Raw genomic sequence first — 26,258 nt, 5'->3', positions numbered from 1 at the left:
CAACGACTACAAAATCATTGATCTTTTAAAACAAAAAAAGATTTTTATTCCACAACACCAATTTCAGCAATCGAAACTGTTTGCGCTTTTCCTACCGCAGCTGTAGCGACAAATTTCAAAAATCTTGCTTTAACCGCAGCAAAACTTTTAACTTGTTCAATTGGATTATGTTTGATATTAGAAAATTCTCCTTCCGATTGTTTGTCCCAATAAAAACTATCTACACTTGTGTACAATTCATAATTTGAAATCAAATTTAAATTGTTGCCAATCTGTTGCGGCGTATAAGTAAAACCTTTAATACTAATCAATTCTCCCATATCTATAACAACAGTTTGCGGCAGCTTGTTTTCATCATTTCCAAATCCCCAATCTGTGTCTGGATTTCCATCAATTATTCGTTCTACAGATTTGCTGTCACCACTCGAAACCGAAGTTACTTTCCATTTTTCTTTAGAAACTCCATATTTTGCCGACTTTATGCCACTATTGATTTTCTCTTTCGTATTTCTTGAAATAGCTTTAATTTCTACTTCCTTATTATATATGAATGGCGCTTTATACAAAGTACTTTTTTCAGTAGGCACTTTTCCATCCAAAGTGTAATAGATCGCATTTCCTTCTTCCGATTTAATAGTAACCAAACCATTTTTATCTCTAAAAATCTGCGGTTCTTTTACAAAAGTCGGTGCATTGTAAGCCTCAACTGTACTGATTACAAATCCCGCTTTAGCATCTAAAACATTAACTCGAAGTGCAGTTGCAGTAACTCGATTTAAACGCAAGATTCTTTTGTAACCAATTGTAGTTTCGTTAGCAATGGTTTTCCACTGTCCATCGACTTTTACTTCAATAGAAAATGCTTTTACACGCTGACCCAATTTAATATATTCTTGAAGTAAAACTCTATTGATTGTCGTTGGTTTTTTAAAAGTAAATTCAACCGAAGCCTCTTTTACTTTATCATCTGTTGCCCAATAGGTATTTTTATTTCCGTCGATAACATTTTGCGGACCAAAATTAGGATCGTTTCCACGAATGTTTGAAGCCTGAACCTGAGTTCCTGCCAATAATTCTGTTTTGAAATCGGCTTTGATTGTAGCAACGAGTTCTTTTAATCTTGCTTCATCATTTTCATGAACCAAACCACGTCTATCCACTGGAAGATTTAACAACAAAGTCGCATTTCGTCCAATCGATTCATAATAAATATCCACCATTTCGTCAAGCGAACGCACTTTATCATCCTCTACTGAATGATAAAACCATCCTGGTCTAATGGAAACATCGGCTTCTCCCGGAACCCATTTTTCTCCGTCTTCGTGACCAGACATAAACTCTGTATAATGTACTTTTCCTGCCAATTCATCTTTCTGACGAAGTAACGACCAATTGGTTTTTCCTGCACGTCCTTCTTCATTTCCAATCCATCTTGCTTCAGATGGTCCAACTCCCCAAACTAAAGTTTTTGGTGCGATATCGTAAATTAATTTGTACGTTTCATCCCAATTATAATACGTAAGTGTATTGATTTTTCTAGTTTCGTTTGCGCCCCCATAATAGCCATCGCCACCATTTGCGCCATCAAACCACATTTCGAAAACATCTCCGTAATTCGTCAATAATTCTTTCAACTGATTTCTGAAATAGGTAATATATTCAGGTTTTCCGTATTGCGGATGATTTCTATCCCAAGGCGAGAGATATAATCCTAGTTTTAAATCGTATTCTTTGCAAGCTGCCGCTAGTTCTTTTACTAAATCACCTTTTCCGTTTTCCCAAGGCGAGTTCTTTACAGAACGCTCTGTATAAGCTGAAGGCCAAAGGCAAAATCCATCGTGATGTTTGGCAACCAAAATAATCCCTTTCATTCCAGCCTCTTTCACCACGCGCGCCCACTGACGCACATCTAATTGTGACGGATTAAAAAGTTCTGGCGATTCATCTCCATAACCCCATTCTTTATTGGTAAAAGTATTTAGCGAAAAATGCACAAAAGCGTAAAATTCCATTTCCTGCCAATCGATTTGTTTTTGCGTCGGAACTGGTCCAAAAGGCTTTGGCGCGTTGGTAAATTCTTGACTCAAAGCATTAGAAATTACGCCAAAAAGACATAAGGAAAGGAATATTTTTTTCATTGCTGATTTGCTTTAAAATAGTCTATACAGCATAAATGTAGTATAAATTGAAATCCATCGTTTAGAATTTCCACCAACAGCAATTTTTAAACCGTTTTGGTTCTAATTTTCGAAATCGAAATCAAAATCACAGACAAAACCGCAAAAGCAATTAGAACAAAAACCCCATTTGTAAGCGCAGTTTCTAATCCCAATTTTGTAACATCAATAAAAGGATAAGGATAAAAGTTGGATATAAAACCATGAAATACGGTATAAATCATGTAAATAATAGGGTATAACAGCCAAAACCAAATGGTTTTAAATGATATTTTTTCTGGGCTAACGAAAAAAAGCCAATAAAAGAAAAATAAAATGGGAACAACAACATGAAAGATTTCACTAACTATACTATGGTGCCCTTGTAAATCAACAATGGAGCGCAGAAGGAGATTAAACACGATTCCAACAATCAAAATATAAACTGTGATTGCAGTAATGGTTGTACATTTTCGAAAAAAAGCATTCATAGCGTTTTTTCCGCCAAACAGCAGCATGGCAGTGCAAATGAAAACTATACAATTTGTTGTAATGGTAAAGAAACTAAAAAAGCGGACTGCAGCGCTAAAAAAGGTAAATCCATCACCTTGTAACAATAAATAAAACTGCATGGGCAAGGCGTACAATTCGAGGGCAAAAATAATACCCAGCAAAATTTCCCCTTTAATTGTTGTGGTATTTTCTTTTTCCATATTATTCAAAGTCAGCTTACTAAGGTAAGCAATTTTATTCTAAAGATTTACACGACCCTTTTTTGTTTTTCACTTTCCAAAATAGTTTTTTCAAGTCTTGACAGTTGTGTTTTTTCTTGTTTGGCACTCATAATCCAATGAATCATCACTTTCTTGTATGAAGGAGCTTGTTTCTCAAAAAACTCCCATGCAATTTTGTTGCCTTTAAATTCCTCCTCATATGATTCCAAAAGTGGAACGGGTTCTTTTTCGTGAGAATAGATTTTGGATTTATTTTCAGTTCTAAAACTAAAAGCTTTCAAACCAGCATCAGTCATCAAACCCGCTTTAGTCAGATCTTCCATTTTTTGGATATTAATCGCACTCCAAATACTGGAGGATTTTCTCGGGGTAAAACGAATTGTATAACTATCCTTGTCAATAGATTTGCGAACACCATCAATCCAGCCAAAACAAAGTGCCTGATCTACAGATTCCGACCAAGTCATAGAAGGTTTTCCACTTGTCACTTTATAAAAACCAACCAAAAGCTCTTTTTCTTTCTGATGGTTTTTCTCTAACCATTTTCTAAAATCTTTTTGATCTGCAAAGAATGTTGGTGTCATTTATTCTGATTTTTTATATAAATAAATAGTATTCCAAACAAAAATCCTCTTCACGTTTGAAACGGATTTTTCTCTTTAATCTTATAAACCTATATCATTTTCAATTCTCTAGTTTTCTCTAAAAACAATCCATTTTCCAATTCCACCTCAATCTTTATGACATTATAATTTTTTAATATCTTAAAAAAATGATCTGGAAGCCAAAATGGAAAATTAGTGTGTAAAAAACCTCTACCCGAAGTTATATTTTTAGAGGAAAATCCAACTTGAAATTTATCATTATTAAAGTTATTAAACCAAGAAATGAAATCTTTTGGATTTTTTAAAATAGGAACTCTTTTCGAGTGGACTTTTCGATAAACTTTTCCTCCTAAATAATTTTTGTTTAAATATTCAACATATTGATTACTTTTTTTATCTAAACAAACACAACTAAAATCATTTTTATCAAATCGCCTTTTGTCAAAATTCTCAAATGAATTGTAAAGAACTGATTCTTCAGAATTAACTAGCATATTAGTAATATCGATTTCATTTTTATCATTCTTCAATAAAATTTTGAGACTTTTTATTTTATCAGCGGAACCTCCAAGCCCCGGTTCAATAGCACAACCACAGCCAGAAGAATTAGAAAATTTAGCAATATGATTGATTTTAATATCAAATGTGAATACAACACCAAGCTTTTTATGTTCTTTTATAGTATCTGTTACGTTGTACAATAGACATCGAAGATTATCTAGTTTTTTTGAATAAATCATTGCCACATTAACTTCTTTAAGGCTAAATGAATTATCTATTATTTGGTTATCAGTTTTGTTTGTACATGAAATACAGAATGCAAAAAATAGAAAATATATTTTTCTCATAATCAATCTTTTCTTAATTATGAGAAAGTTATAAAAAAGAATGAATTAAAGAATTACAATTCAAAAAAAACTCTATATGTAATGAAAGATTTTAAGTTTTCATAATGCTTAATTTATTTTAATTTTGACAGTCGAACCTGAAATTCCATTCACTGGCGTTGCCTTCAACTGAATATTCTCTTTCTCCCCATTCGATTGAATAATCACAATACATTTCCCATTAAACAATTTACAAGAATTCGCTTTAAAAGAATCTAGATTAGCCTGATAACCATTATCAACTCCCACTAATTTTCCTCCGCCAGTTACTTCAAAATTAATTAAATCCATAGCATTTGGAACCAAATTTCCATCTTTGTCTAACATTGAAACGGTTACATAAACCAAATCGTAAGTATCGTTTTTGATTGTATTTTTATCTACTTTTAAATCAATTTTAGAAGCTTGTCCTGCTGTACGGATTTCTTTTTCTAAAACTACCTTTCCGTTCTTTCTGGAAACGGCCTTTAATGTCCCAGGCTCAAACTTCACTTTCCATGAAATATGCAGATCATCATTTTGTTTTGATTTTTTGCCAAGCGATTTTCCATTTAAAAATAATTCTACTTCATCGGCATTATTGTAATACGCCCAAATGTTGATTTCCTGATCTTTTGTCCAGTTCCAATGAGGTAAAATATGCAAAACGGTTTTGTTCGACCATTCGCTTTGGTACATATAATACACATCTTTTGGAAGTCCGGCTAAATCTACAATTCCGAAGTAAGAACTTCTCGCAGGATATGGATATGGATCTGGTTCGCCAATGTAATCAAACCCCGTCCAAATAAACGTTCCCGCCATAAAATCCTGACTTTTAATCGTCTTCCAGTTTTCTTCGTGCGTTGCGCCCCAATATGATTTCACCTGATCGTAAGCCGAAACCGTCCAATCTGCATTTCCATCAAATGGAGCACCATGTTTGGTAGGCCAAGCTTTTATAACATCCGATTGGTCGTAATGCCCTCGAGTTTCTAGAGCCGAAACACTTTCTGAAGCCAAGATTTTTTGTCCTTTAAATTTAGTTGGGAAATCTTTGTAATCTTCATGTTTGTAATTGAAACCTAAAAGATCTAAAGCTCCAGATTGATAAATAAAGTTTTTCTCAATTACATTCTCTGTCAAAGCTGAAGTTACAGGACGTGTCGTATCTAATGATTTCACAATTTTAGCCAATTCTCTAGTAATTGCAATTCCTGTCGAATCAAACTGTTCTCTGATTTCATTTCCAATACTCCACATCATAACCGACGGATGATTGCGGTCTCTTTTGATAAAATCTTCTAAATCTTGTTTATGCCAAGCATCCCAATCTTTATGGTAATCGTTGGTTACTTTTTTCTTTTTCCAAACGTCAAAAGCTTCATCCTGAACGATGAATCCCATTTCGTCGCATAATTGCATCATTTCTAAAGAATGCGGATTGTGAGACATTCTAATGGCATTAGCTCCCATTTCTTTCATCAAAGTCAGCTTTCTGCGAAGCGCATGAATATTTTCAACAGCGCCCAAAGCACCATTATCATGGTGCAGACAAACTCCTAATATTTTAGTTGGAACTCCATTTAATGAAAATCCTTTTTCTGAGTCGAAATTAAAAAATCTAAATCCAAGCGGCGTCTCATAATTGTCAACCAACTTCGATTTTTCGTAGATTTTTGTAATGACTTTATACAAATACGGATTTTCTGGACTCCATAATTTTGGCTGTTTTACTTCTAGATTATGTATCTTTTTTTCTGAGGTTTTAGCTCCGATTTTTTCTGTTGAAGTCATATTTGCCACTTCAATATTTTTTGAATCTACGATCGACGTAACTAGTCTAAATTCTTTCGCAGAAGCATTATCATTATCAATGGTAACTTCTAAATGTATTTTTGATTTTTCGGCTGAAACTTCTGGAGTAGTTACAAAAGTTCCCCATTTTCCAACATGCAGTTTTTCACTCGCAACTAAACGCACATTTCTATAAATCCCAGAACCTGTGTACCATCTTGAATTAGGTTGTGAATCATTATCTACTTTTACAGCAATAGTATTTGATTTTCCGAAGTTTAAATAGTGAGTCAAATCATAACCAAAAGAAATATATCCATTAGGACGAACTCCAACCGATTTTCCATTAATGAAAACTTCGCTATTCTTAAAAACACCATCAAATTCAATTGAAATCGTTCTATTTCTCCAATTCGCAGGAACTGTAAAAACTTTGCGATACCAGCCTTTTCCTGCAGGCAAAAATCCTTGAGCTTGTTTCGTTTTAGCATCTTTATCAAAAACGCCTTCAATACTCCAATCATGAGGCAATTGAAGTGTTCTCCAATCCGAAGCATTAAAATTAGCGTTTATAGCCTCTGGATGCTCACCCAATTTAAAATTCCAGTTTTTGTTGAAGTCTTCTACAATTCTGGCCTGTTTTTGTGCAAAAACTGATACTGAAAACAATAAGGCAATTGTAATTTTTTGAAATATGTTTTTATGTTTTATCATAAATATGTTTTTTATTCTAATCGTATTTTTCATCGTTTTGTCATTTCGACCGAAGGGAGAAATCACACTAGAAACTCCGTACAGTTATTTCCAATCTTTGTAGAATCCCGCGTGTGATTTCTCGTTCCTCGAAATGACAAACTAGGCGAACATAGCAAAATGAGAAAACCTTTGTCACTTTGTTACTCTGTCACTTTGTCCCTCTAAAAAAACCTACTGAAATTCGAAATTATCCAACATCAATCCTTTCAAATCATCTCCTTCTAAAGTAATTTTATAAGTTCCCGCATTGATATAACCTCCTGATGTTGTGTTCAAAATCTTCCATTTTTCAGGTGAAGGGAAAAATTCAATAGTATCATTTCGCATTAAAATTCCGTAGGCATCTTCCATTTTGAATTTCACTTTCATCGGCACTTCATTCCGATTCATAAAACGGAAACGCATTAAATAGATTCCTGCAACGCCAGGTTTTACTTCAAATTCGATGCTATTATTGGTCTTTTTTGTGAATTCGACATAATCAGCTTTTTTGAAATTTCCTTTTTCGATTCCGTCTCCGGTCGTTTTTGTCTTTTCAGCTTCGATGATTACGACAGGTCTTGAATCGTCTTTCTCGCCCATATCGTAAGTTGGAACGACCACAATGGTAGAGATTGTTTCTCCATTATCAAAAAGAACTTTCTCGCCTTTATTTACTTTTTTAATAAAAACATTAAATAAAACTCCGTTGCTATTTTTCGCTTTTTCTTCTGTTTTTTTATAATCCGAAAGTCCGTTTACTGTTTTGATTTTACTGTCAAGTAAAACATAAATCGTCGATTCTTCTTTTGCAGTAAATGAACCTTTATTTTTTGAATTAACTGAAAACTGCAAATAATCCGCGCCAAAAACTTCTGCAGGCAATTCGGTAAAACTCACTTCTGAATCAGCATATTGCTTCGAATTAATATCTAACCAAGACGCAATTTTAAAATCTTTAGCATCTAAACTCACATTTTGAATATTGCTTGGAGATTCTGTAACAGGTTTAACATTTTTATCTTTCGTAGCAATCGCAATCGCAGAAATTATCGCTTGTGAAGCTTTTACATTTGGAAACGAAATCACAATTTTTCCGTTAACGCTTTTTACTACGAATATTTTCTTCAAGGCATTGTCGTATCCAACTTCTGCCCAAATATCAAAATCTTTTAAAACTACATTATTGTTGATTGCTACATCAAACAAACGCCAGCCTTTGCAGTCCATTCCGCCACCAGTTCCGTACCACGGCTCTGTAAAGTATAATTCTACTAAATATTCTCCGTCAGGCGCAGGAAATTCGTAACGCAGTTTATCAACTCCGTATCTAAAACTTTGAAATAATTCCTGATCTTTTGTTCCGTTTATTGGGTCAAAAGTTTTTCTTTGGCTTGCAAAAAAGTCTGGCAATTTTTCAAAATTATCGGTCCATGATAACGAACCCCAGGTATTTTGTCCGCTTTTATGTCTATCTGCAGACCAAACATTTCCAGAACTATCTCTCAATTCAGAACCGCCACAGTTTACTCGGTAAAGGTAATTGTAACTTTTATTGGGTTTTAAAATATCATTTTTATCAGCAACCAGAGATTCTAAATTTGGCGCTTTAGGCAGATTATTCAAAACAATATAATCTTTTGCAACCGCTTTTCCGTTTACATATCCAACCGCATATAAAACATTGTACTGAACATTGACATTATTAAATTGAAAATGCTGTCCAATCCCTGGATTTTTAAGTTTTCCAAGTGAAACTTTATTCACATCGTTGAACAATTCTACTTCGTCGCAATTCGAGTAAATATCGATTCCGTTTTTGATTCCCGGTTTTTCCCAACGGCTTGGCCAAGTATGCGAAACGATATAAACCATCGGATTCGTTTTGTTGGAAACATAATTCGCTCGATACATGTAAAACGCATCCAAAGGCTCGCCCCAAATCGTAAAAAGCCCTTTGTAATTTACGGGTCCAACTTTATCAATATCTCTAAAACCTTCTCCGTTTTGTACACGTCCCGGATTTTCGTGCGAAGCAAAAAGCCAGTTGAACTGACCAGCAATTTTATCTTTTACCGATTCGGCTTCACGGACTTTAATTTCCATTAGCTGAGAAAAACGGTTTTCGCTTAAAATTCCTTTTTGGTCAAATTCGCCTTCTGTATGCAAATCGGCAGAACGCCATGCTCCGTATTCACCATTTAGCAATTGAGTGGTCATTTCCAAATGATACTTTAACGGATCTCCTCCATACGTTCCTGACCAATTTTGAACGACATTCCAATCTGTTCCTTCTCCTCCATTACAAGTCGTTACAATTCTTTGTGAAGCTGATAACGGATCCATTTCACGAATTATCTGTGTGCATTCTTCCGCAAATTCCTTTGGAATTGTACTTTCGTTCTGTAATCCCCACATTACGACAGATGGACTGTTTCTGCGTTCTTTAATCCATTCTCGCAACAGAGTTTTAAAATTTTCTTTGAATTCGGGCGTATCGTACCAAATATGTGCTGAAAACTGACTCCAGAATAAGATTCCGTTTTCGTCTAATTCTTTTTGATATAATAAATTATGAGGCTGGTGTGCTTCTCTAAAAGCATTAAATCCGCCAGCTTTAATTTGTTCGATTCTGGAATGAATCATTTCATCTGAAAACGAATGGCTTTTTCCAATCAAATGTTCGTATTCGCAAACTCCGTTTATAAAAACAGGCTCGTCATTAATGAAAAAACGATTGTCTTTTCCATCACGACTTACTGGCCAGCTCACCCAACGGATTCCATAAGAAGTTGTCAACTGATCGATTATTTTTCCGTTTTCATAAACTGAAGTAACCAATTTATACAAATACGGACTGGATGGCGACCATAATTTTGGATTCTGAATCTCAGGAAGTGTCTGTGCTATTTCTTTTGTTTCTCCCGAATTGATTTTGTTGTCGCTTTTTATAATAGCAACTTTCTTTCCTGAGGCATCCAAAAGAATATTTTCGATAGTCAAATTTCGCTGTGAAGTACCGTAATTCTTTATTTCAGTTGTAGTATTAAGAATTGCTTTTTGTTTTGAAACCGATTTATCATTCCAAATATGAATGCCAAAAGGCTCAATTCTAACATCGTTTGTAATGACCAAAGTGACTGGCCTAAAAATTCCCATTGGCTGAGAACCTTCTGAAAATCCCCATTCACCCGAACAGCCTCCGCAAACCCAAGGCAAATCGGCAATAAAGGAAGGATGCGATGCTTTTACCAGAATCTGATTTTCTTTTTCTAAAGAAACAGCTTTGGTAATATCAAGCGTAAAAGTGGTTCGCCCACCTTTGTGCTCGCCCACTTTTTTGCCGTTTACCCAAACTGTTCCGTAAGAACTAACGCCTTCAAAAAACAAAAAAAGTCTTTTTCCAGCAGCAGTTTTGTCGAGTTTCAATGTTTTTTTGTACCAAGCAGTACCGTGCAAATTTCCATGTTTTGTTCTTCTGAAACCATAATACTGATCCCAATTGTGAGGCACACTAACCTTTTGCCAATTGGAACCAGTTTTTGGATTTTCTACAAAATCTTCTTCTTTCAGCGGAAGATTATCCAGTATTACGGTCTCCCAAGATGAATTCAGCGAAATTTCTTTACGAAACTTCCCCGAATCTTTGCTCTGACTCCAAACAGAGCAAAAACTTGAGAAAAAACAAAAAATAAAAAAAACTATTTTATTCATATTTTCTAAACCATATAAGCTATATAAGGTAATTTAAGTTTTTATTTCTACGAAATTGTCTCGCTTTTTTTGTCATTTAGATATGAGGAGAAATCTCCGCAAGTAGCTCCGCATAGGAAATTTCGACAAACTGTTGTCGAGCTTCTTGCGGAGATCCCTCGTTTCTCGGGATGACAAGTTGTGCTTATACTTCCTGAATAAACCTGTTAGGTTTAACATTGTCTTTAATAAAACAACCAGTCAATAGCTGCTTTTTCTCCTGCATCGATATAGCCTACATCACGTGGTGTTATGGTTTGATCTGCGTCGATAAAACCTAAAATCAATACCTTTCCTTTTCCTAAATCTAATTTATTCTCGCCCGGCTGGAAAGTATACGTATGAATATTTACTCTTGGAAGCTCTTTTAAATTCATGGCACTTGCTAGAATAACTTCGGCTTGGCCATGAGCATTTCCTGCAGCATCAGTTTCCAAACTCGGCGGTAATAAAAATCTCTTTTGATCTGAATTAAAATACCCCACCACTAATTTAACCGCTTTTGTGTTTCTAAACTTCAAATGCGTTCCTTTTTCGTTTTGCTCATTTTCTACAAACGAATATCCTCTTAAATTTTGAAGCTCTGGAGCAATTTTCGTTAATTCAGAAATATCTGTTCCATATACTTTTGTTCCTGTTTTTACTAAATAACTTCCCGGTTTTTCGTCGATAAAAGTTACATCAGCAGTTTTCCAAGGTTTTCCTTCTTTGGTTTCAATTTTACCATCTTTTGATGCTTTTAGCTTTTCTAAATTTCTCTTGAAATTAGCCAATTCTCGTTCGTAGTGCGGTAATAATTCAGCCCAAGTTTTGTTGTTTCCGTCGTCTCCTCCAATTGGGATTCGGCGTTGAGCAGTCTGCATACTGTTGGCATAGTAATACGTATCTTTTGTCAAGTTTACCAATAATTCATAGTACTCGATGCTTTTTTCTAAATGAGGCATTGCTTTGTCTAAATCGGTAATGTCATTTGAATAACTATATCTTAAAACCAATAATGCTGCTTTTACTTTTTCTGAGAAGAAATCAGCAAACGCTTTATAAGCATGAATATCATTTTTAAGGCGCGCAAATTCTTCTTTGTCTTTCGTAACACTTGCTTCGGCTTTATCAATGGCTTCAACAGCCAGTCTTCCGTGCTCTGTAATTTCAGCAATAATCTGCGTTGGTAGTTCGCCAGAATGCGGTTCTTTGTTCCATTCTTTTTTAGCATATTCCAAAAGCAATTCTCCCGCAGGCCCGCAAGATTCGTGGAATCCAGGATACACTCTCCATTTTGATGGATTTACCAATTGGCTTTCGAACATTCCTAGCAATAAAGTCTGACGGTTTCCTTCTGTGATTCCGAAACGTCTTAAGGTTTTTGGTGCAATTTCTCCAGTTTCTTCGTAAGCTTTTAAAATATTATTAGCCGCTTCTTGACTTGTTCCGAATTTCTTCGCTAAATCTTTATCCCAAAACTGAACTTCTTCGTTTCTATCTCTTTTACTGTCCCAAGCATATCTTGCCCAAGCTTTGTACCAAATCCAGTCACGATCCATTTCTAATAAACGTTCGCCTGATTTTGTTTTATCTGCTGAATAAGGCCAGTCCCAATACGATGCCTGCGGGTATAAATGCAGTGCATTTGCTCCATGAATGTTGTGCATGGCTTTTACCGTTTTCTGAATGAAGTCGGGCGAACCGTATCTGAAAGGTTCCAAATTGGCCAAAATGTGAACATTCTCAATATGGATCGATTTTAGAGCGCTCAATTGTTTGTGCGTTTCTCCCCAAGGTCCGCCTGGAGTGTAAGTCGTTAAAGATTCACCCGTATATTTACTTTCAGTATAGAGATTCTTGTATAATGGAAGCGATTTTTCCATTACCAAAGGTCCGTCTGTATCATGAGAGCGCAAAATAATTGGAGGCTCTTCTGTTTTTCCTAATGCCTGCAAACCATCGCGGACACCTGGAATAATCGTTTTGGTAAACCATTCTACGTCGTCATCAACCGTATTGATTGCTTCCCCCAAACAAACCATCAAACCCACATTTGGATATTTTTCGATAAAAGCTGCAATAGATTTTCTGGTGTAATCGGACAATAATGGCGTAATCGGTCTAGAACGATCTTGTGTTTTAATGTTGTAATGCTCTGCAAATGGTTTAGAAACAAGAATGTTATAGAACATCTGAATGACCCAAATTCCACGTTTGTTGGCTTCAACCGTTAAGAATTTATAGATTTCTTCGTTCTTTTTGAAATCTTCATCACTTACTTCAACTGCAAACGGATATTCTTTTAATTTTACTAAAGATGCAAAAGGATGTCCATTCCATAAATACAAAGAATTCATGCGGTTTTCTACCAGCATATCTAAATATTTAATCCAAAGCGCTTTATCATAAAACCAAGGAAAAGTTTCTGGCGTATACGGATATTCGTAAACATCGCGACCTGGAAGATAAACGGGTTTCTGCATTCCGATACAAGCGCCACGTAAAACCATTTCCGGACTGTCTTCAATATTGATTTCTGACGGAAGCTGACCTGAATTTTTGATTCTGTCTGCCAATTCTAATGCGCCATATAATGTTCCGCTTGCATCTGTTCCTTCAACATAAATTACATTGTTCTGAGTACGAATCTGAAAACCTTCCTTCTTGGTTAATTTGCTATCGTCGATTTTAGCGCTTTTAGCATTTTTCTTCCAAAAGTCAGTTCCTTTTTCTCCAATAACAATTACTTTATCTTTTAATTTTTTGAATTTATCAGAAGAAACTACGCTGAAACCTTTTGACGTAAGCGTTTCTGATAATTTCTCTGCTCCAAATTTTGCTCTTGGCGAATTTGCATCACTCACAACTGTGATGTTTTGTGCTGTCGCGAAAGAAACGTAAAGACATAAAAAAAGTAATTGTAAATATTTCATGGTATGCTGTTTTGGGTATTCATTCTAAAATAATCTGCTAGATCTGCGTGAAAAAATTATCTCTTGCAGATTCAGCAGATTTGGCAGATTTTATATTGATTCTTTTGCCACTCCCGATAGCTATCGGGATAAAAGATTTCCACAGATTAAAAAATCATTTTAATATGTGGCTAAAAAATATTAATTCTGAAAAATCTTCTTCAAATAAGCCACATTTGCTCCGTAATTGGCTTTTACATTGTGTACTTGTGTCACGTCTCTTGAACGCTCCACAATCAGCCATCCGCTCCATTTCATTCCGTCCAGAGTCTGTTTGATTTTTGGCATATCGATCGCAGGATCATTTTCTAACCAAAATTGATCGGTATTGGAAGCGTGAATCTGAGCTAAATATTTTTTTCCTAATATCTTTAATTCTGAAGAAATATCTCTTTTATTGTCTAAAGCATTTGCAAAGTTGAAAGAGCTTTTAATGTATTTTGAACCGATTTCGTCTAAAAGTTTTTTCTCGTCTGTCGCGCTCAAAGAAGTTTCAATTGCGATAACTCCTCCTATTTTACCCACTTCTTTTCCTGCCCATTGCAGTCTTTTAATCACTTCTGGACGTAATTCTGGATTTTTAACCAAATCGGTTTGTGTTCCTAACGGAAGATACGCCACTTTTACTTTCATATTCTTCATCGTCTGAATACAATCGTTAATCATTGGCGTGATTTCTCTTGTGGCAAATGACTGAGCATAAAATCCTGACATGGCAATTGAACTGATTGCAACGCCAGTTTCTTTCGATTTGTCCAAGAATTTTTGTCTTTCTATAGGATCGCCCAATTTGCTGTCAAAAGTCGGACGGTTTCCTAAACCTCCCATATCGAGCTCGATTCCGTCAGCTTTTATTTCAGAAGCCAAACCAAAAGCGCCTAGTTTTTGTCTTTTTAAAATCATCCAGTCGCAAACCGCCACTTTATATTTCTGCTTTTTATTCGAAAACTGAGCCGTTGCACAGCTGTTGAATGTTGATGCTACAAGAACAAGTATTGCAACAATTAAGTTTTTATTTAGCTTCATGTTAATTGGTTTTACCATTAAGATATTAAGGAAATTAAGCTTAAATACTTTTATTATTTCTGCATTAGAAGATTAAGAAAGTTAAGCTTAATGTTCTTTAAAAATATATTAAACACAGCAACTTAACTTTCTTAATCTCTTAATGGTTCAATTCATTTATTCTTCTTCCGCTTTTACCGCTGTCACCACTTTTCCTTCTTCGCCTGGCCAGATTCCGTTTTTAATTGGAAGCGCCACTAATTTACTCGGATCAACTTTTACGTACTTCAGCTTTTCTCTTCTCCAAGTATAAACGATATGCACCATTCCGTCTGAACTCTGAATGATCGATGGATAAGAGTATTGGCTGATTTTTGAATCTTCTAAAACCAAAGCTGCGTTCCAGTGAATTCCATCTTTTGAAACCGAAACGTTTAAAGGCGTTCGTGGCCCTTTAGCTTCTTTTCCTGGAGGAAGAACGTGGTTGTAAACTAGTAAATGTCTTCCGTCTTTTAAAGTTACAGCATCAGTTCCTGAGTTGTTATTTGGTAGTCCGATTAACTCAACATTTGACCAAGTTTTTCCGTTGTCTTTTGAGAAAGTGCTAAAAATAGCTCTGTTTCTAGTTCTTCCGATAGCCTGAATGCTTCCGTCTTTATGAAATAAAATACTTGGCTGAATGGCATTGATTTTTTGTTTTCCTCTTGGAAGCGTATCGCCCATTACCCAAGTTTTTCCGAAATCTGGAGTAGATTCCATACGAAGCCTCCAGCCATCACCTTCGATACTTGACGGACACAATAAAGTTCCGTTGCTTAATAAAACAGGTTTATTTTTGATTGGCCCTAAGAAACCATCAGGCATTTTTTGCGCCTCAGACCAAGTTTTTCCACCATCGGATGAAGTCCTGATTACACCCCACCATTCTGATGGTTTTGGTCCGATTTTGTAGAAAAGCATTAAATCGCCACCCGGAATTTGATATAACACCGGATTCCAAGTTGGTAATCTTGGTCCGTCTTTCATGACGCCATCGGCAACTTTTATGCCCTCGTTCCAAGTATCGCTTCCTTTTGGTTTGATAGCAACATAAATGCAGACATCAGGATTTCTTTCGTGAGTTCCTCCAAACCAAGAAGCAACTAAATCACCATTTGTAGCTTCGACGATTGTAATCGCATGACAAGACGGATAAGTTGCTTTATCGTAAACAAACTGATCTACTAAAATTCCTTCTTTCCAAGTCTTTTTCTCTAAAGCAGATTTACAACTTCCTAAAAGGAAAAGTCCAAACAAGACAAATGCTAATTTTGTTACCTTCATTATCAATTTAAATTATGAATTATTTTTTCTGGCTATAAATATATACCTAACATTTTTTTAGGTAAAAATATTTAATAAGTGTAAAAATAACACTGAAAAATTAACAATGTATCCTGTACTGTCCCGAATTATTAAAAATGCCGCTGATTTAACGTAAATCGCAAAATTTCCTGACGAAAACGTAATAGTCCAATCATTTTTATGTATTAAAGTAGTTTGTTTAGAGTTAAACTTTTTGAAAAAAACATTATTTATTCTTAGGTAAAGTCTTTTCTGTTTCTAAAGGAGGCAAAAAATTCTGATTTGTCACTACATTTTTACCCGTTTGCTGTTCAAGTTCTAGTCGTGCATTTTTAGCTACTGCTCCGCCCTTTTTACTTGCCACTGCATTTTCGATTAATCCTTTTGCTTCATCATTTTCCGCTATCTGTCTTGTAGAAAGTTCGGCTAGTGCTGTAAAAATGAGTTCGGCCTCACTCATGTGATCTCTAAGATTTTGTAACTTTAACCCTTTTGCTTCTTTATGTTCTTTCACAGAAAGACCGGTCCATTCCTGATGAATAATATTAGTTAGAATTGCAAACTCATTTTTCTCTTCAATGCCGGCTTCTTTCCAATAATCTGTTAGTTTATTTCGGGTTTCCTGTCCCATCATGCGTTGCTGAATCCATTTTTCGCTTCTTCCGTGCTGTTTCCAGTTTTCTCTGGCACGGTGAATACTTTGTGCCGGATCTTGAATTTCCTGAATACGTTCATAACCAACTTTTGCCAACCATAATTTAAACGGTTCTGCTTTAGGAGATGGAATTGATTGTACTATTCTAAAAATATTCTCAACGTTGCCTGCCAGTGTTTTACGCTTTTTCCCATTAGTCAACATTGTTACCTGGGGACAATTTGTCCCTATGTAACTTCCAAGTTCAACATCTCTTTTTCTAATTTTTTTTAAATAATCTGTAGGGTTTTTAGAATCTGTTAAAGCTTCAACAATATCCACTATAGAAAAATACCAAATCTCATTATCCTTATCGTAATGGCTTCGTACTTTTTTATCCTCAAAAACTTTAATGGCATCCATAAATTACTTTTTATAACAGTCTGCAATAGTACGAAAAAACTTCCTTATTTTACATTTAAAATATAGGATCCCGAAGGTAACATTATAATAGTATTAGTAATATCTATTTTAATAGAAGTCGAAAACTGAGTCAATTTTTGCTTATTAATTGTTATTAATGAAACATTCGCTTTTGGCAAATACACTACAGCCGTTGTGTTAGCAGGAATCGAGATATTCCAAACCAAACCTTTTTTATCTTTTTTCCAGTTACTTTTAATTGTACCGTAAACCGATTCGTAAGAAGCATTTACATAAGTCAATCCAGCATTAAAATCTGGTTTCATAACAATTTGTTTGAAGCCTGGAGTTTCCGGATTACTCTTAATTCCCGCCATATTTTCGTAATACCAAATCAATAAATCGCCTAAAAGCATGACGTGATTTTGCGAATTCATTGCAGGATCTGCAGTATTTCCGTTCCAAAGTTCCCAGATTGTTGTTGCACCATTTTCCACCATATAACCCCAACTTGGATAAGTTTTGTTTGAGGCCAGTTTGAAAGCTAAATCGCCACGACCGAAATTGGTTAATGTTCGCATTAAAAACTGTGTTCCGATAACGCCTGTGCTGACATGACCGTTTTTGGTTACTTCCACTTCGTGAACCAGATTTTCAAAAACTTTTTGCTCTAATTCCTTCGGAACCATTCCGAAAGTCAAAGGCAGTAAATTAGCCGTTACTGTATTATTAGCATAATTATTTTTTGATGCATTTAAATATTTGGCATTAAATGCTTTTTTAATTCTTGAAGCTAATTCATCATAATGTTTGATATCATTTTGAGCATTGGCAATCACAGCAAACTTTCTCATGATATTTAAAAGCTGATAATAAAACGCGCTTGAAATCAATTCTCCATCAGTTAAACGAGAAGGATCTTTTGAACGGATTAATTCTAAAGATTCAGGCGGAACACACCAATCGCCGTATTTATCTTTGGTCATAATATCATCGACCAAATAATTTTCTTCCATATAATCCATCCATTTTTTCATGTACGGATATTGTTTTCCCACCACTTTTGCATCTCCAAACTGCTGATACAGCATATCTGCAACGGTAATATACGTTCCTGGCCAAGTCACATTATCGCCGTAATAACGCCAGAAAGCAGGTGCCACATCTGGAATTCCGCCATCTATGGTTTGTGAATTTTTAATATCGTCCAGCCATTTTGCATATAAAGTCTGATTATCGAATAAGAAACTTTCTCCGTAAGCTCCCGTTGTTCTGTCTCCCAACCAAGGCTGACGCTCGTTTCTCTGCGGACAATCAATTGGCACTCCTTTATAATTTCCGCTGATTCCCCACCACGCATTCTTAAAAATCTGATTCATTATCGGATTTGAAGAATCGAAAGTTCCTATTGTTGCAATATCATCGTAAACGACTTTTCCAACAAAATTTTCTAAAGCGGGTTTGCTTTTAAATCCTGAAATCTCTACAAATCTGAATCCGTGAAAAACAAATCGAGGTTCCCAAACTTCTTCCCCTCCGCCTTTTAAAGTATAAATATCAGTTGTTTTGGCATCACGAAGATTGGCAATGTACAACGAACCGTCTGGCTGTAAAGATTCAGCAAACTTCATCGTGATTTTATCTCCCGTATTTCCTTTCACTTTCAATTGCAGCCAACCTACCATATTTTGTCCCATATCCAAGATATAAGTTCCTTTTGGCGTTTGTTTGATTGAAATCGGTTTTACTTCACGCTTCACTTTCATATTAGCCGACATCTGTCCTTCATAGAATCCGCCTGGTTCCTGAACGTATTCTACTGAAAGCCATTTTTTATCATCAAAATTGATGGTATTCCAGCCTTTCATTTCTTTGCGGGCATCGTATTCTTCTCCGTCGTATTCGTTGTTGGATAGGATTGGTCCATCAGTTGTAATTTTCCAAGTATCATCTGTGCGAATCACATCTTTGCTCCCATCTGTATATTCTACAAATAACTGCAAAGCCATTTTCGGATAACCAAAAGTTTTGATTTTATACGGTTTATAATCCTGACGCATGGTAAAAAAACGTCCGTTTCCTAAAATCGTTCCTAACGCATTTTTTCCTTCCTTTAGCTGCGAAGTCACATCAAAAACATTGTATTTTACATTCTTGGTATAATCGGTCGGAACGGGTGCCAAAACCTGATCGCCAATTTTATTTCCGTTAATGTATAGCTCATACAAGCCCATTCCCATGATATAGACCTTGGCATTTTTGACTTTCTTTTTTAAGTCGATTTCTTTTCGTAAATATCTAGCAGATAATCTCGAATACTGGGAAATACTATCTCCCTTTGAAGTTTTTTCATAACCAATCCATCGAGTCGATTTCCAATCGGCATAAGTCAAAATCCCGATACTGAAATGCGCTGTTTCTTTTGATTGAACTTCGCCTTTATTGGTAAAAACAGTTACTTTCCAGTAAACGTCTTGTCGGTCTTTTAGTTTTTTTCCGTTGTAAATTACGTTTATAGAAGCATCACTTTGCACTTTCCCGCTATCCCATAAATCACCATTTCCAGCATTCAATTTCTCTAAACTTGAAGAAGCAATAATTTGATACGCCGTTTGTTTTACATCGTTTACAGCTGCTTTTATTTTCCAGCTTAATCTTGGCTGTAAAACATCAATTCCTTCTGGATTGGTCAGCATTTCGCATTTTAAATCACTCACAATTATTTTGTTTTGGGCTTTCGCCGAAATGGTAGAAAGCAAAATGATTAGTGTAAGATGTAAAAAAAACTTTTTCATGATTTTATTTTTATTGCTTTTGCGATGATATTTATTTCACGCAGATTTTGCAGATTTAAGCTGATATAAGCAGATTTTTTTGTCATTTCGAGGAACGAGAAATCACACTAGAAATTCCTCAACGTAAATCGACAATCTTTTGCCGACCTGCTTGGGTGATCCCTTGTCCCCGAGATGACAAACTAAACTTTTAAATGAAAAAAATCATTTTAATCTGCTCAAATCTGTTTAAATCTGCGTGAAACAATTCGACACAACAATTAGGTCTACTCAGAAACAACTCGTTCCAATTTCTCAGAAACTGCAATTTCTTTCCCGTTTTTAAAGATTCTAAAACCTTTTCCTTTTTTATATTTTTCTCCTGTTTTATCCCAAAGAATCGTAATAATATTTCCGTGATACAGAACATTATCCAAACAAAACCAATCCCATTTTTCTCGCGGAATCAACGGATTCACTTCAATTTTTTCATCTTCTCTCGGACGTAAACCAACCAATCCTGTAATCATTAAATCGTTGAAAGTCGAATGATTATAATAACGGCTTCTTTCTCTATCGCCCATTAACCAATACCCCGTAATCTCATCTAAATATTCTCCAATATAAGGTTTTCCTCTGTAATACTGCGATTGTACGTACAATTCCATTTGTTTAAAATAGTCCGTTTTACCAACAAAATTCTGATCGTAATTATTCAAGACATTCGCCAAAGCTGTTAACGTCTGTGAACTTGCAAATGGCCAAATTGCACCGTCCCATTCACAGGTTCCTGTTCCGTGTGTTCTAAATCTCGGACTTCTTCTTTCTGCCGTTGTTAATCCAAACGGAGCCGAAAATCCTTTTTCGTCTTTAATTTGTTCCCAAGCTTTTTCAAAACCTTTTCCTTTTTCAGGAAGATTAAAATACCACGGAATAAATCCTATGGCCTCGCGAACTTGCGCGAGCGTATCTTTTTGTGTTAAAGTTTCAAAGAATTCACTTTTAGGATTCCACAATTTTGTTTCTACTAACTGCTGTAGCTCATCAGCTTTAGCTTTGAACTTTACTTGCATTTCTTTATCGCCTTTCATAGCAGCCATTTTAGAAATCGCTACTGCATTGCCATACATATAACTGTTAATCGTTGGTCTTGCATTTTGAACTTTTCGTCCGCCGCTTAAAGACTCTTCCATTCCGTCTTTTACGTCATGCTGCCAAAACAAACCATCTTTGCGCTGGCGGTCTTTTTCCCAAACGGCATAATCTGTAACCATGTCTGGATACAAATCCAATAAGAATTTTTCATCTTTATTTACTAAATAACGATTGTATAAAGCGTCGGCTGTCCAACTGCTGAATTTATACAATTTATTCATCGGTTTTCCATCATTTCCTCGGTACCAAATTTTCACATCCTGTTCGATGTATTTCGGATCATGAACCCATCTGAATTCGTTGATATGATGTCCCAAAGCACAAGCAATCAAATTGTATTTATCGGCGTACGAACGGTCTACCAAAAACTCTGTAATCCCGAAACCTAGCGGTGTTTTTTTAATGTGTTTTCGAGCCGTCCACCATCGATAATAATAAATTTCCTCAAAATTCTGCTGCGGACATTCAAACAACGGAATATTCTTTTCCATCCAAGCCCAAGCACTGTCATTCGGAATGGCAAATTTTAAATTTTCATCTTCCATTGTGTTGAAATAATCAACATAATGTTTGAAGTTTTTTTCTTTTAAAATAGCCGATTTTCCTAATTGTGAAGATCCTGCGCCAGATTTGCAACCGCTGTTTATACAAGCGATTACTATTGAAAGTGTTATTATTTTATGTTTGAAATTTGTCAACATGATTTTTATAATTTATATCTTTTCTCACAGTTTTGTCATTTCGACGTAAGGAGACCCGAGCGATAGCGAACAGGCGAAGCAAATCACACTAGTTTATCTACACAGTTTGGCTTTTCTTTGATGAGTTTCGAGTGTGATTCCTCGTTCCTCGGAATGACAAACTAGACTTAATTTTATATTAATTCCCCGTAAAAACATACGTCTGCCCAGCTTTCATATTCACATCGTAAATATTGTAATTTGGCAGTTTTACTTTCTCCAGTTTTGCTTCGTTCGAAATAATCGGTTTCTTCACTTCTACATCATAAAACAACTGATTTGTATTTTTCCCTTTTGCTTTTTTAAGCGAAGAACCTTTTAAAGTATTTTCCACTTTCAATCGGCAGTTTCCTCCAATTTTAGAATAGATTTTCAACTCCGAAACTTTATTGTTCTTCCAAGTCATATCGATTACAAAACCGCCTCTTGCTACTAAACCTTTTATGCTTCCGTCTTTCCAAACCGTTGGCAAAGCAGGCAGTAACTGAATCGCATCTTCCTGACTCTGCATCAGCATTTCGGCAAAACCAGCAGTGCAACCAAAATTTCCATCAATTTGGAAAGGCTGATGCGCATCCAACATATTCGGATACGTTCCGCCACCTTTTCTTTGATCTGCTGTTACCAAATGTAATTGATCTTGAATCAATTTATAGGCATGATTTCCGTCTAACAATCTTGCCCATAGATTCACTTTCCATCCCATTGACCAACCTGTAGATTCGTCTGTTCTATAAATTAGTGATTGTTTGGCGGCTTCAAATAATTCAGGTGTTTTTATTGGCGAAATCTGATTACTTGGGTACAATCCGTACAAATGCGAAACGTGTCTGTGATTGTCTTTCGGATTGTCCCAATCGTCCTGCCATTCTTGCAACTGATTGTGTTTCCCTACTTTCATTGGAGGCATTTTTGCCAAAGCATCGCTTACTTTTTTCACATAAGCAACATCTGGAGCAACCAAAGCCGAAGCTTCCATAACATGCGTAAACAAATCAAAAATCAACTGATTGTCCATTGTAGTTCCCGATGCAATTGTGGCTTTTCCTGTTCCTCCTGCATGTGTGTTTTCAGGAGAACTTGACGGAACAACCACCAAATATCCTGTATTTGGATCCACAATCATGAAATCTAAAAAGAAATCGGCAGCGCCTTTCATGATTGGATAAATCTCAGCCAAATATTTTTTATCGCCAGTATATAAATATCTTTCCCATAAATCCTGACAAACCCAAGCGCCACCAGTCGGCCACATTCCTGACGCAGCTGAATCTACCGGGGCGGTCACACGCCAAATATCGGTGTTGTGGTGTAAAACCCATCCGCTGGTATTGTACATCATTCGGGCCGTTTCTGCACCTGTCACACTCAATTCTTTTGCCATTTGTACAAACGGTTCGTGCATTTCCTGCAAGTTAGTTACTTGTGCCGGCCAGTAATTCATTTCGGCATTGATGTTTGTGGTATATTTACTGTCCCAAGGCGGTGTAACCATATCGTTCCAAATTCCTTGTAAATTCGCTGGCTGTCCGCCCGGCTGAGAACTTGAAATTAAAAGATAACGCCCGAATTGGAAATACAAAGAGGCTAACTGCGGATCGAATTGTTTCGAAAAATCTCTGATTCTTTCGTTTGTTGGTTTCTTTACCAATTCGTTTGAACCTAAATCTAAAGCAACTCTGTTGAAGAAATTTTGGTAATAGTCAACATGCGCTTTTTTTATGTTTTCAAAATCTTTTATTTCCGCTTTCGCTAAATAGTCTTTGCTTTTTGCAATTTCATCTCCAGAAATATCTTTATAGTTTTTGAAGTTTGTTGCAATAGAAATGTATAAAATCACTTCATCTGCTTTGTTAATACTTAAAACGCCATTGCTCGCATCAATTTCTCCTCCTTTGTTTTTAGCAGTAAGTCTTCCTTGAAATTTTACCTTTCCTTTTACATTTTCAAAGTTAGTTCCCGTTCCAGAAAGTATAATCTGATTTCCTTCTGTCGAAGTTACCGTTTTATCAATCGGACTGTTCATGAAAACGTTACAAGTAATCTGTCCTGGTTTGCTCGCAGAAAGCTTCACCACAATGACTTGATCTGAAAATGCGGTTAGAATTTCTCTTGTAAATTCAACTCCGTTTACTTTGTATTTTACTTTAGCTGTAGCATTGCTGATGTCTAAGTCACGGTAATAATCGGTATATTTTTGATGTCCGTTGAATGAAATATAAACGCTTCCGAAAGTCTGATACGGCATGCCGTCATTGGTTTGCGACATGATATCTTTGGTAGCCAAATCCTGCGCTTCATCAAATTTTCCTTCGAAAATCAACTGTCTCACTTTTGGCAAAGCCTCAATTGATTTTGTATGCGCATTACTGTTTGGAGAACCCGCCCAAATCGTTTCTTCGTTCAATTGCAAACGCTCCACCGCTGGGTCGCCAAAAACCATTGCGCCTAAACGTCCGTTGCCCAAAGGCAAAGCTTCGTTCCAAATAGACGCAGGTTTATCGTACCATAATTTTAGGTCGTTTTGAGCTGTTGCAGTTATGGAAAAAATTCCAAGACAAATCGCCGTTATTTTAATTTTTAACTTCATAGTATATTTTTTTTTCGCCACGAATTCACGAATTTGCTCTAATTATTTTTTGCGTTTTTATTTCTCTAATTTTTACCAAAAAGATTAATTCGAGTAATTTTAGGTAAAAATTGCGTTTTGTTTATAATAAATAATTCGTGAATTCGTGGCTATTTTTTAGCTCAATAAATCTCTTTTCTTTCGCCACGAATTCACGAATTTGCTCTAATTATTCTTTGCGTTTTATTTCTCCAATTTTCACCAAAACCCTGAATTCAAGTAATTTAAAACAAAAAGCATCGTATATAAAAAATAATTCGTGAATCCGTGGCTATTTTTTAACTTCGCAAACTTTCAGATTTTTTTCTCCGAACATTTCATATAATTTGTTGATGTCTTTCAGAGCATTTTTAGGCAGTTTTTCGCCTTTATCTCCAAAAACCAGCAACTTTTCTTTTGGTTCAATCACACAAGTTGATTCGTCAATTTCGCCTTTATCGTTTTTCACTTTATTCAATTCTAGATCTAAATATTTCGCCATAAAAGGATACAAAGCCATGCGCTTAGAGATTCCGAAATCATGTCCTTCTTTGGCAAAATGGGCATTCTCTACTAAATCTTTCTTTCCGTACAATTTATACGTTCTTTGGATAAAAGGAAATTCCAATTCTGGAACCGCCAATGTCCAATCTTTTCCATCCGAAACAATCAATTGCGGTTTTGGCGTCATCATTGCTGAAATTTCGGCGTTATTAGTTCCGTTTCCGCATAAGTGAATGCCGCGTCCGCTTTCGCATGGACAACCGCCTGAAAAGTGTGATGAAACCATTACAACCGGAGCCGAAACTTTCACTCTATCATCAATCGCTGCCAAAAACATCGTGTGCGAACCTCCGCCAGAGCCTCCAGTAACACCAACTCTTGACATATCCGCATTTTTAACCGTTGCTAAATAATCCAGAAAACGAATTCCAGTCAAAACCTGAACGGTAGATGCGATGCTGTTTCTGTGCGTTTCTTCAGGAAACTGCAATAACGATTCTCCCCACGCGAACAAGTCGTAAGCTACAACAATGGCACCCATTTTTGCCATAATCGCACATCTGAACTGCTCGTCTTTTCTATATCTTCCGTCACCAAAATGTCCGTCAGGAGTTAGAATAACCGCTGCTTTTTTGTTTAACGGATACGGTTTGTAAATCGATCCTGTGGCATAAACTCCCGGAAGAATTTCCAAAGCAATATTTTCTACACTGTAGTCTTTGTAAATTCTTTTTGGAGTTAAAAGTGGTTTAGACTTGGGCATTGGGGGTGCCTTTTCTAATCCAAATGATTCAATCATACAAGCTTTTAACTCCGTTTTGCGTTTCTCCCATTCTTCTTTTGTCGAATAAAGGCTTTCTAAGTAAAACAAGCGTTCTTTTCCTTTATCTACCGAAACTTTATGGTTTTCATACTTGCGTATGATGTAGGTTCCATCGGGTTGTTTAAAATACATCAATTCAAACGGCGCCAAAATATTGGTCAGCGAAAGTGGCAGGTTTCCCGGTTCAATTCTCCAATCGGCATAGTCCAGTTCTTTTCCTTTCAACAAACCTCTGTCATCGTTGATGGTTACGTTAAAAACCGTTTCTATTTTTTTAAGCGTTTCTGATACCGGTTTTCTAAAATTAGTATCAGAAGTACTTTGGGCATGAGCAAATGTCAAAGCAAAAATGGAAGCTATTAAGATGTATTTTAAATTTTTCATTTTGATGTAATTCAACACATTTTTTGAATTGCCTCCTGCTTTAGCTGGAGGAAAACAAATTGATTTCTAAATTAGCTTTAGCCTAACTTATTCATTTGGCTAAAGCCCTTTCATTTGTCTTATTTTGAACCTCCAGCTAAAGCTGGAGACAATTGATTCTCTTTTTTTTTGAGCTTAATTACAATTCATAATTCATAATTCATAATTCATAATTCATAATTCATAATTCATAATTCATAATTCATAATTCATAACTCATAACTC

General features: G+C 35.8%; 14 protein-coding genes. All 14 read right to left on the bottom strand.

The genetic code is table 11. The features are described from left to right. Nucleotides 1-44: 44 nt before the first annotated feature. The 14 genes from BB050_RS16595 to BB050_RS16530 all read right to left on the bottom strand — a co-directional run bounded on the left by BB050_RS16595 (nt 45) and on the right by BB050_RS16530 (nt 25,994). Nucleotides 45-2,138, bottom strand: a complete 2,094-nt coding sequence (locus BB050_RS16595) for an alpha-L-fucosidase (protein WP_066034344.1) — start codon at nt 2,136-2,138, stop codon at nt 45-47. A gap of 86 nt (nt 2,139-2,224) precedes the next feature. Further along, entirely contained in the window at nt 2,225-2,869 is a 645-nt protein-coding gene (locus BB050_RS16590; protein WP_066034343.1) for a Pr6Pr family membrane protein, read from the bottom strand. A gap of 47 nt (nt 2,870-2,916) precedes the next feature. After that, nucleotides 2,917-3,474, bottom strand: a complete 558-nt coding sequence (locus BB050_RS16585) for a YdeI/OmpD-associated family protein (protein WP_066034342.1) — start codon at nt 3,472-3,474, stop codon at nt 2,917-2,919. Between the two features lie 89 nt (nt 3,475-3,563). Continuing rightward, on the bottom strand, nt 3,564-4,343 hold the full coding sequence (locus BB050_RS16580; RefSeq protein WP_066034341.1) for a hypothetical protein: 780 nt from the start codon (nt 4,341-4,343) through the stop codon (nt 3,564-3,566). 108 nt (nt 4,344-4,451) lie between these two features. Next, entirely contained in the window at nt 4,452-6,872 is a 2,421-nt protein-coding gene (locus tag BB050_RS16575) for a glycoside hydrolase family 2 TIM barrel-domain containing protein (protein ID WP_066034340.1), read from the bottom strand. Between the two features lie 213 nt (nt 6,873-7,085). After that, complete coding sequence (locus tag BB050_RS16570; RefSeq protein WP_066034339.1) at nt 7,086-10,607, bottom strand: malectin domain-containing carbohydrate-binding protein; 3,522 nt, start codon at nt 10,605-10,607, stop codon at nt 7,086-7,088. Nucleotides 10,608-10,831: 224 nt separating this feature from the next. Next, nucleotides 10,832-13,561 carry an alpha-d-galacturonidase gene (locus tag BB050_RS16565; RefSeq protein WP_066034338.1) on the bottom strand — a complete coding sequence of 910 codons (2,730 nt, stop codon included), beginning with the start codon at nt 13,559-13,561 and terminating at the stop codon, nt 10,832-10,834. Nucleotides 13,562-13,741: 180 nt separating this feature from the next. After that, nucleotides 13,742-14,626, bottom strand: a complete 885-nt coding sequence (locus BB050_RS16560) for a sugar phosphate isomerase/epimerase family protein (RefSeq protein WP_066035205.1) — start codon at nt 14,624-14,626, stop codon at nt 13,742-13,744. 156 nt (nt 14,627-14,782) lie between these two features. Next, complete coding sequence (locus BB050_RS16555) at nt 14,783-15,928, bottom strand: sialidase family protein (RefSeq protein ID WP_066034337.1); 1,146 nt, start codon at nt 15,926-15,928, stop codon at nt 14,783-14,785. 247 nt (nt 15,929-16,175) lie between these two features. Beyond that, a complete protein-coding gene (locus tag BB050_RS16550; RefSeq protein ID WP_066034336.1) occupies nt 16,176-17,006 on the bottom strand; it encodes a BRO-N domain-containing protein in 831 nt (276 codons plus the stop codon). 44 nt (nt 17,007-17,050) lie between these two features. Continuing rightward, a complete protein-coding gene (locus BB050_RS16545; protein WP_066034335.1) occupies nt 17,051-19,801 on the bottom strand; it encodes a glycoside hydrolase family 78 protein in 2,751 nt (916 codons plus the stop codon). A gap of 266 nt (nt 19,802-20,067) precedes the next feature. After that, entirely contained in the window at nt 20,068-21,636 is a 1,569-nt protein-coding gene (locus BB050_RS16540) for an MGH1-like glycoside hydrolase domain-containing protein (protein WP_066034334.1), read from the bottom strand. 178 nt (nt 21,637-21,814) lie between these two features. After that, nucleotides 21,815-24,265, bottom strand: a complete 2,451-nt coding sequence (locus tag BB050_RS16535) for a glycoside hydrolase family 95 protein (protein ID WP_066034333.1) — start codon at nt 24,263-24,265, stop codon at nt 21,815-21,817. 310 nt (nt 24,266-24,575) lie between these two features. Continuing rightward, nucleotides 24,576-25,994, bottom strand: coding sequence for an acetylxylan esterase (locus BB050_RS16530; RefSeq protein WP_066035204.1), 1,419 nt, complete (start codon nt 25,992-25,994; stop codon nt 24,576-24,578). Nucleotides 25,995-26,258 lie beyond the last annotated feature (264 nt).

Origin of the sequence: Flavobacterium anhuiense (assembly GCF_001705175.1) — a bacterium.
GTDB classification, from domain to species: domain Bacteria; phylum Bacteroidota; class Bacteroidia; order Flavobacteriales; family Flavobacteriaceae; genus Flavobacterium; species Flavobacterium anhuiense.
The sequence above is the reverse complement of the archived record's forward strand: the minus strand, read 5'-3'. Positions and strand labels throughout refer to the sequence as shown.

Bases quoted from the DNA above. Each gene is read 5' to 3' on its own strand.
- BB050_RS16595 (WP_066034344.1), bottom strand. From the start codon at position 2,138: ATGAAAAAAATATTCCTTTCCTTATGTCTTTTTGGCGTAATTTCTAAT.
- BB050_RS16590 (WP_066034343.1), bottom strand. From the start codon at position 2,869: ATGGAAAAAGAAAATACCACAACAATTAAAGGGGAAATTTTGCTGGGT.
- BB050_RS16585 (WP_066034342.1), bottom strand. From the start codon at position 3,474: ATGACACCAACATTCTTTGCAGATCAAAAAGATTTTAGAAAATGGTTA.
- BB050_RS16580 (WP_066034341.1), bottom strand. From the start codon at position 4,343: ATGAGAAAAATATATTTTCTATTTTTTGCATTCTGTATTTCATGTACA.
- BB050_RS16575 (WP_066034340.1), bottom strand. From the start codon at position 6,872: ATGATAAAACATAAAAACATATTTCAAAAAATTACAATTGCCTTATTG.
- BB050_RS16570 (WP_066034339.1), bottom strand. From the start codon at position 10,607: ATGAATAAAATAGTTTTTTTTATTTTTTGTTTTTTCTCAAGTTTTTGC.
- BB050_RS16565 (WP_066034338.1), bottom strand. From the start codon at position 13,561: ATGAAATATTTACAATTACTTTTTTTATGTCTTTACGTTTCTTTCGCG.
- BB050_RS16560 (WP_066035205.1), bottom strand. From the start codon at position 14,626: ATGAAGCTAAATAAAAACTTAATTGTTGCAATACTTGTTCTTGTAGCA.
- BB050_RS16555 (WP_066034337.1), bottom strand. From the start codon at position 15,928: ATGAAGGTAACAAAATTAGCATTTGTCTTGTTTGGACTTTTCCTTTTA.
- BB050_RS16550 (WP_066034336.1), bottom strand. From the start codon at position 17,006: ATGGATGCCATTAAAGTTTTTGAGGATAAAAAAGTACGAAGCCATTAC.
- BB050_RS16545 (WP_066034335.1), bottom strand. From the start codon at position 19,801: ATGAAAAAGTTTTTTTTACATCTTACACTAATCATTTTGCTTTCTACC.
- BB050_RS16540 (WP_066034334.1), bottom strand. From the start codon at position 21,636: ATGTTGACAAATTTCAAACATAAAATAATAACACTTTCAATAGTAATC.
- BB050_RS16535 (WP_066034333.1), bottom strand. From the start codon at position 24,265: ATGAAGTTAAAAATTAAAATAACGGCGATTTGTCTTGGAATTTTTTCC.
- BB050_RS16530 (WP_066035204.1), bottom strand. From the start codon at position 25,994: ATGAAAAATTTAAAATACATCTTAATAGCTTCCATTTTTGCTTTGACA.